Below are 12,301 nucleotides of genomic sequence, written 5' to 3'. Positions count from 1 at the left end.
TGTGAACCAAAGTCAACAACTAATTTGGAAAGTTATTTGAGCTGCTTTGTTAGGGCAACTTGATTAGTTTATCAGGAATGTTGAACGATGTCAACAACTTTCTGAAAAAACTTTTATCAACTGCCGGCTACCAGAGATAACCAACGCCTCGCTAGAAGCACGTTTGCTTCATAACGAACAATAACTAGTATATCTCCCTTGATTCAATTCGTCAACACTTTTTTTGATAATTTTTTGAAAGTTTTGATTACACTAAAAGGCGTTATTGTACATTTTTCGATGATGACTACTTTTTGTTAATTTATTGTAAAAAGATACTGTACTTTACACTCCTTTAAATTTAACATTTATCTAAATATGATTAAAAATGCGACTTTTTACAAATATTTGTGGTAAAAAATTATGGTTTTCGTATAATTAATATAGAATTTATTCTTTAACTAATAGTACTCATCAATTTCATCCATTGATTTAGAAAGGTTTCTAAACGGGAAAGGAGGCGAATATGGCTTGCTATATTCTAACAACAAAGAAGCGTGACCAGCGCTTGTTCCGTAAAATTTTAACCGATCCACATATTTTTGAAACTCCACGAGAACTTTTACTCGCGATTCGTTCAAATAAAAGAGGTCCAATTTTAATTATTGATTTGGAGATCCGTGGCCACGAAAAAATTGGCTTTCAAACTGCCGAATTAGTTAAGAAGAACAATCCCAACGCCCAAATCATTCTCTTAGCGGAAGATAGTCGATTGGCTAACTACTGTTTCGAGTACCAAGTAGGGGTTTTAGACTTCATTATTAAGAATGACCGTGATTTAACTTTTCAAAAGCGTCTTTTACGCGCCATTGAAAAAGCCCAGTACAATCTTCACAAAATTTTTTATACAAAACCAATTTTTGTGCGTTTTCCAAACGGAACACGGTCAATTTTAGTTGACCTAACACATATCATTTATATCTCATGTGAAAAGGGGACTCATCACCTTATTTTGCATGAACACGACCGTATCACAAAAATCAGGGCCACACTTAAAACCGTTGTCCCACTCCATAAAGATATTTGTCAGATTCACTCAAGCTTTGCGATTAATTTAAACTATTTAAAGGACTACCAACCCAAGAAAAAAATTATTACGCTCTCAACCGGCAATGCCTTACCGGTTTCTCGTCGCTATGCAAGCGAAGTCCGAATGCACACGACTCGGTTTACTCAACCACCAAGCAAAGATGAAAATCCAAACTTCAAGCGCAATGATTAAAAGAAAAAACATCACGACCATAGATAGTGTGGTTGTGATGTTTTTTTGAAAACTGATTTAAACGATTTGATAAACAAAGGGGAGGGATAAGTCATTCAAAATTACTTATTAATCGTAATATCACTTGCCTTAACATCATCCCCAAAGAACGGTGCCAAGTTCTGTTGATAATCGTCCGTAAAGAAGCCGTTGTTGTTCAACTTCTTGATTTCATCGTTAGTCCAATTCAAGACACTCTTGTTACCCTTTTGAACACCAGGGGCAATATAGGCTTGGTCACCTAATTGCTTAATGCCGACCTGATAGTCTGGGTGATCCTTAACCCAGGCGAAGAGGTATGAATTATCATCGGTAATGGCATCTGCTCGTCCGTCACTCAAGGCAGCAAACTGTTGTGTCTTGGAGTCAAACTTCAATAACTTGGCATTTTTGTACGTTTGCGTAAAGTATGTTTCAGCCGTTGTTCCCTTGTTGACAATCAAATTCTTACCGTTTAACTGATTAACGTTGGTAATTAAGCTTGTTTTCTTTGAAGCAACACCAATTGACACCTTCATGTATGGCTTGGCAAAATCAATTACTTGCTTTCTTTCTGGCGTGACCGTGAAATTAGCGAGGGCAATGTCGGCCTTGCCAGAATTAAGTGCATCAACTCGAGCATTGGCGTTAACCTGCACGTACTTAACCTTAACGCCGAGGTCCTGACCGATTTTCTTAGCCAAAGCAATATCGTATCCCTGACGATTACCGTTTTGATCAACCCAACCGTAAGGTTTCAAATCACCAAAGACAGCAATTTTAATTTCACCAGATTTCTTAATTTGCTGAATCGTGCGACCATTTTGACTTGAGCCGTCCTTTGAGGTGAAAGCATGGACGCTAAAAATGCCAATAATAATGACCAGTACGGCCACTACTGACCAAATAATTTTCTTTTTCATTGTTTTTCTCCTAATTAATCAATACCTAGTTTTATGTTTCTAGAAAGACATACTGTCCAAAAAGTCACGAGCTCTTTTTGTTTGTGGTTCCTGAAAGAATTTTTTCCCATTTTGTTCTTCCACAATTTCACCGCTATCCAAAAAGATGACCTTATCAGCAACTTGTTTAGCAAAGTTCATTTCATGGGTGACCACAACCATCGTCAAATCCTGTTCAGCTAATTGTTTGAGTATTTCCAAAACCCCACGAACCATCTCCGGATCAAGTGAAGCCGTTACTTCATCAAAGAGCATTAATTTCGGATTTAAAATCAGCGCACGCACAATGGCCACTCGTTGCTTTTGACCACCGGATAGTTGCTGTGGATAATAATTTTCAAATTTTTGTAAGCCGACCTCGGCCAGTAACTGTCTTACCTGGTCGAGAACTTCTGTTTCATCTCTTTTTTGAACTTTTAAAGGTCCTAAAGTAATGTTTTGCATCACCGTTCGATTCGGAAAGAGATCATAACTTTGAAAGACCATGCCAATTTCATGTTTGATGACCGCAAAGGCTTTTTTATCATGTGGGTCAATCTTTTGACCGAAAATTTCTAAATCGCCGCTATCAAATGATTCGAGCCCATTAAAGGTCCGAATTAACGTTGATTTTCCTGAACCAGATGGGCCCAAAACCACGGTCACCTTATTCTTAGGAATGGTGAGATTAATATCTTTTAAAACGACTTTGTCGCCAAACTTTTTATTTAAGTGCCTTACTTGAATTATTTCATCTGTCATTAGCAACAACTTTCCTTTCAATTTTCTTGCTTAACCAGGTGAGGGTGCCATTGATTAAAAAATAAAAAAGGGCAATTAGACCGTAAACGACAAGTGGTACCGCACGATTCGACGAATTGGCTTCAATAATTTGCTGGCCAACCGTAATGACTTCCGTCACAGATATCAATAACAAGATAGAAGTTGTCTTAATAATCCGCGTACTCAAGTTAATATATGCTGGCAAGATATTGACCAAACTTTGAGGTAGCAGGACATAGCGATAACTCTGCCAAGCCGTCAGCCCAATTGCATAAGCACTTTCTTTTTGTCCCTTCGCAACCGACTGAACCGCGGCACGGACAATATCTGAAAATTCAGCGCCAAACCATAGTGAGAAAACCAAAACGCTCACTGCTGTTGCGGGTAAATTGAAATTCAAATCCCGTGGGAAGGTGTAATAAAACAAAAAGAGCAGGGGAATCGTTGGCACAATTCGAAAAATTTCCAAATAAGTACGGAAAAAACCTCGTTCAGCCCCCGTAACGTTCGACCACAACAAACCCAAAAAGCCACCAAGAATTGTGCCAAAGAAAATGGACAAAACCGAAATTTCAATCGTCACACCCAATCCCTCAATCAATCGACTAAGGTTCGTTCCAGCCAGAATAAGATTAATTGCTGAAGTTAACACGGCGCAGCCTCCTTTCAACCCAAGAAAGTCCCAGCGAAAGGGGAATTAAAATAATTGCGTAACTAACGACCATCATCAATAAATATTCATTGCTACGATAATTCTGACCAATCAGGTCTAATGCCGTATTGGTAATCTCGGGAATGGCAATCACCGTAAAGATGGACGTTTCCTTAATTAAAAAAATAATATTGGCACCAATCGCTGGCAGCGAATACAAAATTCCTTGCGGAAAAATAACGTATCGTGCCAGTTGCCAGGTACTTAACCCAATCACTTGCCCTGATTCCACCTGAATCTTAGGCACTGCCTCCAGGCCACCTAAGAAAGCATCGGCCATATAAGACCCACCTAGAAAAATCAGGCCAATGATGGCTGTCTGTTCGGCGGGTATTTTTAACCCAATGCCCGGCAGACCGTAGTAAATAAAAAATAGCTGGATTAGTAACGGCGTATTTCGTGAGACGGCTATATAAACCCGCAATACATGGTGGCCAATAACTTGATAGTAAAGCCAAAACGCAACAACAATTCCTAGCAAAAGGGCACCAATAATCCCAATGGTGGCCAATTTTAACGTTAGAAAGAAGCCGTTAATAAAAGCCGGAATTGCCTGTTGGATGTATATCCAAGACATAAAATTCTCCCTATTTCCACAACGAGAATCAACGGTATCCTCAAAAAAAGGCCACAAAAAAAAAGCAACTCCAAAAATTGAAGTTGCCTTTTAGTCGCGTCGATATTCATTTCATGAAAGTCATCTAATACTACTGGTAGCTATTATCAAACAATGCAACGAAAATCTATGCGTGACTTATTTTGAGGACCATCTTCTCAACTTTTGTGTTTATCACGTTCTCGATATGTTCGTTGCATACACATTCGCATGAGTGGTCCTCCTCTTTTCTCTTAATCTAAAATGATTATATATTGATGAGTTTAAAATGTCAACTTTCTCATTTTATTTTTTATCCAAAATAAAAATCATCACTTTTAGCAAAAGAAAAGAAGTCAAAACCCTTGATGAGCTTGACTTCTGGTAAAAAACACCACGGTCTTTCAATCAAGGACGATTCGTCCTTCAATACCGTGGCGTTTCATTTTAATTATTGATCAGAATCTGTATCGTTTTGGTCAGCCTCTGCTCGAGCAACTAAGTCACTAACTTGGTCGCTAACAGGGGACTGGCTATTATCTGCTTCTTCCTGGCTTTCAGCCAAAGCAGCTTCTGGACTCTCATCGTCCATCTCAACCGGTTCCAACTTCGTTAAGGTGGCTACCTTACTATCATCTTCCAAACGAATCAAACGAACGCCTTGCGTTGCTCGGCTGGTTTGACTAACGGTATCAACACTAAAGCGAATCATGACCCCTTGGTCGGTCGTGACCATAATGTCCTCATCGCCATCAACCGTGACCATGCCGGCCAGAGGTCCGTTCTTTTCGGTAATGGTTGCCGTCTTAATTCCTTTACCACCACGGCCCTTCACAGGGTATTCTACGGCAGCTGTTTGCTTTCCATAGCCTTTTTGACTAATCACAAAGACCTTAGAGTCCGGCGTTAGGATATCGGCACCAATTACTTCATCCCCGTCACGCAAGTTGATTCCTCGAACACCCGCGGCGCCACGACCCATGAGACGGACCGCTTCTTCCGCAAAGGTCACAGAGTAACCATTCATCGTGGCAATCACAATATTTTGCAAACCATCTGTCTGCAAAACCTTCAAAATTTCATCATCGTCGCGAAGGGTCAAGGCCTTCAAACCGGACGTCCGGATATGGGCAAAGTCTTGCACCTGTGTTCGCTTAACAACACCCTTACGAGTAACGAAGAAGAGGTTATCCTGGCTTTCAGCCGGATTACCATTCACAGAAAGAAGGGTTTGAATCTTTTCATCTTCTTCAAAGTTCAACAGATTAATCACAGGGATTCCCTTGGCCTGACGACCGTATTCAGGAATCTCGTAACCCTTCATCCGATAAACTTTTCCCTTATTGGTAAAGAAGAAGAGGGAATCGTGAGTTGAAAGGTTTACCAACTGGTCCACAAAGTCTTCATCATTCAGATTCATCCCCTGGACACCACGACCACCACGGTTTTGAGCCTTAAATTCGCTCGCTGGCACCCGCTTGATGTAGCCGTTGTTAGTCAAAGTGACAATGACGTCTTCTTCTTCAATCAAATCTTCATCTTCGATGCTGGTCACATCACCGACTTGTAATTCTGTTCGACGTGGGTCACCAAAGCGACTTTGAATCTCAAGTAATTCGTCGTAAATTAACTGATCGATTCGTTCCTGATGGGCCAAAATGTCTTTCAAATCAGCAATCAACGCCACCAACTTTTGGTATTCGTCTTCTAACTTATCGCGTTCCAAGCCGGTCAAACGAACCAAACGCATATCCAAAATAGCCTGTGACTGCTTATCAGAAAGGTCGTATCCCTCAATCAAGCGTGTCTTGGCTTCATCAGACGTTTTGGATGAACGAATAATATTGATGATTGCATCAATGTGGTCGAGGGCAATGCGCAATCCCTCTAAGATATGGGCTCTTGCTTCGGCCTTCTTTAATTCAAAGCTTGTCCGACGGCGAATAACAGAACGCTGGTGATCCAGATAAGCAATCAAGATTTCCTTTAAGCTCAGTGTCTTAGGGGCACCATGATCAATGGCCAACATGTTGAAAGAGAACCCAGTCTGCAAAAGGGTTTGCTTGTACAGGTTATTTAAAATAACTGACGCGGAAGAATCGCGTCGGACATCGATTGAAATTCGCAACCCTTCGCGGTCGGTTTCATCACGAATACCGGTAATGCCTTCGATCTTCTTATCGCGAGCTAACTCCGAAATTCGTTCAATCAAGCGCGCCTTGTTCACGGCATAGGGGAGTTCAGTTACAATAATCTGCTCCCGACCTGATTTTGTCGTTTCAATATCGACCTTGGCCCGAATCGTAATCGTCCCACGACCAGTCTCGTAGGCCTTTCGGATCCCAGCCTTCCCCATCACGATCCCACCAGTTGGGAAATCAGGACCAGGCAATGCTTCCATCAAATCAGCGGTTGTTGCTTCCGGATTGTTCATCAAGATATGCAAGGCCGAAATAACTTCACCCAAGTTGTGCGTTGGGATGTTGGTTGTCATTCCAACGGCGATTCCAGTTGCTCCGTTAACCAAGAGGTTTGGGATTCGAGCAGGCAAAACCTCTGGCTCGCGTTCTTCACCATCGTAGTTCGGCACAAAATCGACCGTATCCTTGTTCAGGTCACGGACCATTTCCATCGCCACTTTCGACAAACGAGCTTCCGTATATCGCATGGCAGCAGCGCTATCACCATCGACGGAACCAAAGTTTCCGTGACCGTCAACAAGCATGTAACGGTATGAAAAATCCTGCGCCATCCGGACCATTGACTCGTAGATTGCCGAATCACCGTGAGGGTGGTACTTACCCATAACATCCCCAACAACACGGGCTGATTTCTTATGGGGCTTATCCGGTGTGTTTCCCTGTTCAATCATCGAATACAAAATTCGGCGATGGACAGGCTTCATTCCATCGCGAACGTCAGGCAGTGCCCGGGCCACGATTACTGACATGGCATAGGACAAGAATGACGTCTTCATTTGCTCGGACAAATGTGTATTTTGAATCCGAGTATCCATTTCTTCTGGCATTTCATTTACTCCTCGTCAAACACGACCGACAATTAAATATCGAGGTCTTGCACAAAGACCGCGTTATCCTCGATAAACTTACGCCGTGGTGGCACATCGCCACCCATTAACATATCAATCACAGCATCTGCTTCTTCGGCATCGGCCGGGTCAACCCGTAACAACCGTCGGTTAGCGGGATCCATCGTTGTATCCGCTAATTGGTCATAATCCATCTCTCCAAGCCCCTTATATCGTTGCACCTTTGGCTTGGCATTACTTGGCAATTGAGCCAAATAGTCATCTAGTTCTTTATCAGAATCCAAATAAGTCATGTTTTTGGAATTTCCCAAAGAAACACCGTACAAAGGTGGCTGAGCAATATAAATATAGCCAGCATCGATCATTGGTCGCATGTAGCGGTAGAACAACGTTAACAGCAGTGTTCGAATATGGGCGCCATCGACATCGGCATCCGTCATGATAATAATCTTGTGATAATTGGCCTTTTCGACATTAAAGTCATCCCCAAAACCAGAACCTAACGCTGTAAAGAGGGAACGGATTTCTTCATTAGCCAAAACCCGGTCAATCGTTGCCTTTCCAACGTTCAAGATTTTTCCACGAATTGGCAAAATAGCCTGCGTCAAGCGGTTACGCCCCTGCTTAGCAGAACCACCGGCGGAATCACCCTCGACAATAAAGAGTTCTGAAATTTCAGGATCCTTTGAAGTATTATCAGCTAATTTACCAGGCAAGTTCGAAATTTCCAAACCTGACTGCTTCCGGGTCATTTCGCGGGCCCGTTTGGCTGATAAACGAGCTCGTTGTGCTAGCGAACCTTTTTCAACGATTTGCTTAGCGACCGCTGGGTTTTCCATCATAAAGCGTGAAAAAGTCTCAGAGAACATCCGATCAGTTGCCTGACGGGCATCCGAATTTCCCAACTTTGTCTTTGTTTGACCCTCAAACTGAGGGTCTGGGTGCTTAATGGAAACAATGGCCGTCATCCCTTCCCGGACATCTTCTCCGGTTAATGATTCGGCCCCTTCTTTAATAATCTTTTGCTTCCGAGCATAGTCGTTAATCACTCGGGTCAAAGCTGTCTTAAAGCCGGTTTCGTGCGTACCACCTTCATAGGTGTTGATGTTATTGGTAAATGTTTTCAGATTTTCTTTGACACCAGTTGTATATTGCAAGGCAACTTCAACGACGATGCCGTTTTCCTCACCTTCAACATAGACCGGTTGATCAAACAAAGCTTGCTTGTCTTCATCAAGGAAAGAAACGTATTCCTTAATACCACCTTCAAAATGGAAAGATTCCTTCAGTGGTTCATCCGAGCGCTTATCCTCGATTGAAATCCGCAACCCTTTATTCAAGAAGGCTAATTCTCGGACACGGGTTAACAGAGTTTGATAGTTATAAACAGTGGTTTCTTGGAAAATATCAGCATCGGGCTTGAAGTGAACGATTGTTCCTCGTTCGATTGGCAATGGCCCATCTTTTTTCGTCATCGGTGTCTTAACATGACCCGTTTGGAAATCCATATAGTAGAGTTGACCGTCACGAACAACTTGGACATCCAATGACGTTGAAAGGGCATTTACAACAGAGGCTCCAACACCGTGAAGACCACCAGAAACCTTATAACCACCGCCGCCAAACTTTCCACCGGCATGCAAAATCGTAAAGACGGTTTCCAAGGCTGGCTTGCCCGTCTTTGACTGGATATCAACTGGAATTCCACGGCCATCATCCGTGACGGTGATGGAGTTGTCCTTCTCAATTGTCACGGTGATATGGCTAGCAAAACCGGCTAGGGCTTCATCGATTCCATTATCGACAATTTCCCAAACGAGGTGGTGCAAACCTTGGGCCGTCGTTGTCCCAATATACATCCCCGGACGCTTTCGAACGGCCTCTAAGCCTTCCAAAACTTGGATTTGGTCCGCATTATAGGCATCCGCATCCGTATGCATTTGACTTGCTTCTTCCGGATTTACTGCGGCAACTTCTTGATTTTCTGGATACTCTTGCTCTGCCATCATTCTCCTTTACGCCATCATGGCTACTCTTCCACTTGAACATGACCGGCTTTGACGATAAAAATTTTAGGTTCCTTAATCAACTGACGGGCAACTTCCGTTAGGGAAGGCGCCGTGATAAAGGTTTGGACCTTGTCTTGAATGGCCATTAAAAGGTGTGTTTGCCGGTTGGCATCCAACTCACTTAAAACATCATCCAAGAGCAAGACAGGGTATTCACCCGTTTCTTGATGCATCAACTCGATTTCACCAAGTTTTAGGGCCAGGGCCGCCGTTCTTTGTTGTCCTTGTGACCCAAAAACCGCCACATTGGCTTGATTCACATCAATAATAAAATCATCTCGATGCGTTCCTGCCAAAGTAGTGCCTTGCCGCTTTTCTCGGTCGGCATTCTTCTCAAAGACCAATGAAAGGGCCTCTTGCACTTGGTCTTTTTGCATACCTTCTTCAACTGGAATCGCCGTTTGGTAATGCAAGGTTAAAACCTCTTTTTGGCTTGCTACTTCCTGGTGAATCTGATTTGCCTGGGCTTCTAATTTGATTAAAAATTTCTGTCGCGCCAAAATAATTTGACTAGCGACGTCAATTAGCTGCTCAGTTAAGACATCTAAAAAGATTTGGTCGCGCTGGCCACCCTGTGCCCAAGCCTTCAGATAGGCATTGCGATCTTTGAGAATTTTTTTGTATTGGCTACTTTGCTGTAAATAGAGTTTGTTCATTTGTCCAAACTCGATGTCGATAAAGCGGCGCCTAACCGTCGGTGCCCCCTTAACCAAGTCCAGGTCTTCCGGAGCAAATAAAATGACGTTTAGCTGACCAATGTAAGTTGACAGCCGGGATTGATCAAGATGATTAACCCGAGCCTGCTTGCCTTTAGCCGACCAAGAAAGGGAAAGGGGAGTTTGACCGAAACGATTTTTGATTCGCCCTGCAATTTTGGCCTCTTTTTGTCCCCACTGAATTAAATCCTTATCGGTTTTTGTCCGGTGAGAGCGGGCCAAAGCCAGCGCGTAGATGCTTTCCAAGAGGTTCGTCTTTCCCTGGGCGTTTTCCCCTAAAAAGACGTTAATCCCGCTTTGGAAATGCAAATCAGTTTGATCATAATTACGAAAATGGCTGAGGGACAGCTCGCTTAGTTCCAAGAGCCTGGTCCACTCGGCTTTTTATTCGATGACCGCTGGGCTGCTTTTTTATTCGCCCGTTGTTGACGAGAAATCGCTGTTTGGCGCTTTTGTTCCTTGTGTGCCACTTGCTTTTGGCTAGCAGCAAACCGAGCTAAGATTGCCTGTTTTTCAGCTTCTTCGGCCTCTTCCTCTGCACTTTGATGATCAATCAAATAGCGCGTTCCTTGGAAGTCAACCTGATCACCTGGGTACAATTTCTTGCCCCGGCGATTTTCTTCTTCGCCATTTAACAACACTGATTGCTCAGCGAGAAAAGCTTTTGCCTGGCCACCAGAAGCAATAATGTTTTCCATTTTAAGCAACTGGGCCAGGGTAATATAAGCGGTTTTAATTGCTACGCGTTCAGCCATCGTTTTCCCCGATTTCTTGGTAAATACTTACCCCGTTATTATACCATACTTACGCTAATTTGCCCCTGAGAGCCGTTTTTAGCTCAATTTCTTTCGTTTGGGCATTCATGCCAAACAGATAAAAAAGCAGTAGAAGGCTTTTTTGTGCAAAATGGCACAAAAAAAGACGGCCATCAGCATGAGCCATCTTTTTCTAAAGAATTGATTAAAATGTACGAACTGGTGTTACCAATTGGAGTTGTTTATTATCGGTTTCACCTTCAGGAATAATGATGAAAGGCCGTAAATTAGTCGTAAACTTCAATTCAACCGTCTTTCCCTGCAAAACGCGCAAGGCATCACGAACATAATCCGGGTTAAAGGAAATTTCCAAATCTTCCCCAACAACCTTTTCAGCTGTTAACTCTTCTTTCACTTGACCAACTTCTTGTGAATTTCCAGAAAGTTGCGCCTGACCATCTTTAATGGTCAGCAAAATCACGTTATTGCGTGATTCGTGTGACAGCAAGGAAGCACGATCGATGGCACCTGATAAAGCAGCGGCATCAATTTGCAGTTCGGTAGTTGCTTCACTTGGAATCAAGCGATCAGTTTCTGGATAATTTCCTTCCAACAACCGTGAATAGAAAGTTGTCTTGCCAAAGATAAAGGCAGCCTGGTTACTTGAAAGCTTAATTTCAACACGGTTTTGTCCATCTAACAACGATTGCAATTCATTAAAGGCTTTTGCTGGAATAATCACGGATACCTTATCGGTATTTTCAGTGCCAGTTAACGTCACGATTCGTTGCGATAAACGGTGTGAATCGGTTGTTACGGCTTTAATTTGATTACCATCCAACGTTAAATGAATTCCTGTTAAGATTGGCCGACTTTCTTGCGTTGAAGCCGAAATTTTTGTTTGCGCAATAATTTCAACTAATTGAGCAGCTGAAACTTTTAATGATTTGCTTTCTGATAATTCAGGTAATTTTGGATAAGCGGAACTTGGTTGGCCATTAATCTTAAATGATGCTGAGCCAGAAGTAATCAAAGCTTGCAAACCATCGATTTCAAGTGTCATCTTATCGGCAGGCAAATGCTTCACGATATTAATAAAGAAAGTTGCTGGCAAAGTAATGCCACCTGTACTTTCAACTACCAATTCATTGGTGGTATCACTGGCTTCCAATGTAATCTTAATTGAGATATCAGCATTTGATCCAGTTAAGACAAGGTCTTCCTCAGTCAAATCCAATTTAATGTTTGTCAAAATCGGAATGGTTGTTCGAGATGAAATTGCGCGAGCAACATCATTTAAAGCTTTGATAAAGGCTTGACGGTTAATCGAAAATTTCATGGCGCACGGCCTCCTTTATGGTCGGTACATCTATATTATATTAGTATTATTTAACTAGTAGTA

10 protein-coding genes are annotated in these 12,301 nt (G+C 42.5%); 1 reads left to right on the top strand and 9 read right to left on the bottom strand.

What is annotated here, in order from left to right:
* The first annotated feature begins 505 nt into the window (after positions 1-505).
* Complete coding sequence (locus FT12353_RS05535) at positions 506-1,261, top strand: LytR/AlgR family response regulator transcription factor (RefSeq protein ID WP_203618995.1); 756 nt, start codon at positions 506-508, stop codon at positions 1,259-1,261.
* A 101-nt stretch (positions 1,262-1,362) separates the two neighbouring features.
* On the opposite strand, the gene FT12353_RS05530 is transcribed toward FT12353_RS05535, so the two are convergent.
* From FT12353_RS05530 to dnaN, 9 genes are all read right to left on the bottom strand, one after another.
* Entirely contained in the window at positions 1,363-2,202 is an 840-nt protein-coding gene (locus FT12353_RS05530) for a transporter substrate-binding domain-containing protein (protein WP_203618993.1), read from the bottom strand.
* Positions 2,203-2,241: 39 nt separating this feature from the next.
* Positions 2,242-2,982: an amino acid ABC transporter ATP-binding protein gene (locus FT12353_RS05525; RefSeq protein WP_059394012.1), complete on the bottom strand. Its 741-nt coding sequence runs from the start codon at positions 2,980-2,982 to the stop codon at positions 2,242-2,244.
* On the bottom strand, positions 2,972-3,655 hold the full coding sequence (locus FT12353_RS05520) for an amino acid ABC transporter permease (protein ID WP_059394013.1): 684 nt from the start codon (positions 3,653-3,655) through the stop codon (positions 2,972-2,974). The genes FT12353_RS05525 and FT12353_RS05520 overlap by 11 nt, the downstream gene beginning before the upstream one ends.
* Positions 3,636-4,292 carry an amino acid ABC transporter permease gene (locus tag FT12353_RS05515; protein ID WP_059394014.1) on the bottom strand — a complete coding sequence of 219 codons (657 nt, stop codon included), beginning with the start codon at positions 4,290-4,292 and terminating at the stop codon, positions 3,636-3,638. Before FT12353_RS05515 ends, FT12353_RS05520 begins: the two co-directional genes overlap by 20 nt.
* Positions 4,293-4,761: 469 nt before the next feature.
* Complete coding sequence (gene gyrA / locus FT12353_RS05510; protein ID WP_059394015.1) at positions 4,762-7,338, bottom strand: DNA gyrase subunit A; 2,577 nt, start codon at positions 7,336-7,338, stop codon at positions 4,762-4,764.
* Positions 7,339-7,370: 32 nt separating this feature from the next.
* Positions 7,371-9,365, bottom strand: a complete 1,995-nt coding sequence (gene gyrB, locus FT12353_RS05505; protein WP_059394016.1) for a DNA topoisomerase (ATP-hydrolyzing) subunit B — start codon at positions 9,363-9,365, stop codon at positions 7,371-7,373.
* A gap of 23 nt (positions 9,366-9,388) precedes the next feature.
* Positions 9,389-10,507 (bottom strand): DNA replication/repair protein RecF, encoded by a 1,119-nt coding sequence (gene recF, locus FT12353_RS05500; RefSeq protein ID WP_203618991.1) that lies wholly within the window; start codon positions 10,505-10,507, stop codon positions 9,389-9,391.
* Positions 10,498-10,899 (bottom strand): S4 domain-containing protein YaaA, encoded by a 402-nt coding sequence (gene yaaA / locus FT12353_RS05495; RefSeq protein ID WP_083994446.1) that lies wholly within the window; start codon positions 10,897-10,899, stop codon positions 10,498-10,500. Before yaaA ends, recF begins: the two co-directional genes overlap by 10 nt.
* 205 nt (positions 10,900-11,104) lie before the next feature.
* Positions 11,105-12,238, bottom strand: a complete 1,134-nt coding sequence (dnaN, locus tag FT12353_RS05490) for a DNA polymerase III subunit beta (RefSeq protein WP_059394018.1) — start codon at positions 12,236-12,238, stop codon at positions 11,105-11,107.
* Positions 12,239-12,301: the final 63 nt, after the last annotated feature.

The sequence above is a fragment of the Fructobacillus tropaeoli genome, assembly GCF_016860625.1.
GTDB classification, from domain to species: domain Bacteria; phylum Bacillota; class Bacilli; order Lactobacillales; family Lactobacillaceae; genus Fructobacillus; species Fructobacillus tropaeoli.
This window is presented reverse-complemented; position numbering and strand designations above follow the sequence as displayed.

Coding starts and splice junctions, on each gene's coding strand:
- FT12353_RS05535 (WP_203618995.1), top strand. CDS start 506: ATGGCTTGCTATATTCTAACAACAAAGAAGCGTGACCAGCGCTTGTTC.
- FT12353_RS05530 (WP_203618993.1), bottom strand. CDS start 2,202: ATGAAAAAGAAAATTATTTGGTCAGTAGTGGCCGTACTGGTCATTATT.
- FT12353_RS05525 (WP_059394012.1), bottom strand. CDS start 2,982: ATGACAGATGAAATAATTCAAGTAAGGCACTTAAATAAAAAGTTTGGC.
- FT12353_RS05515 (WP_059394014.1), bottom strand. CDS start 4,292: ATGTCTTGGATATACATCCAACAGGCAATTCCGGCTTTTATTAACGGC.
- gyrA (WP_059394015.1), bottom strand. CDS start 7,338: ATGCCAGAAGAAATGGATACTCGGATTCAAAATACACATTTGTCCGAG.
- gyrB (WP_059394016.1), bottom strand. CDS start 9,365: ATGGCAGAGCAAGAGTATCCAGAAAATCAAGAAGTTGCCGCAGTAAAT.
- yaaA (WP_083994446.1), bottom strand. CDS start 10,899: ATGGCTGAACGCGTAGCAATTAAAACCGCTTATATTACCCTGGCCCAG.
- dnaN (WP_059394018.1), bottom strand. CDS start 12,238: ATGAAATTTTCGATTAACCGTCAAGCCTTTATCAAAGCTTTAAATGAT.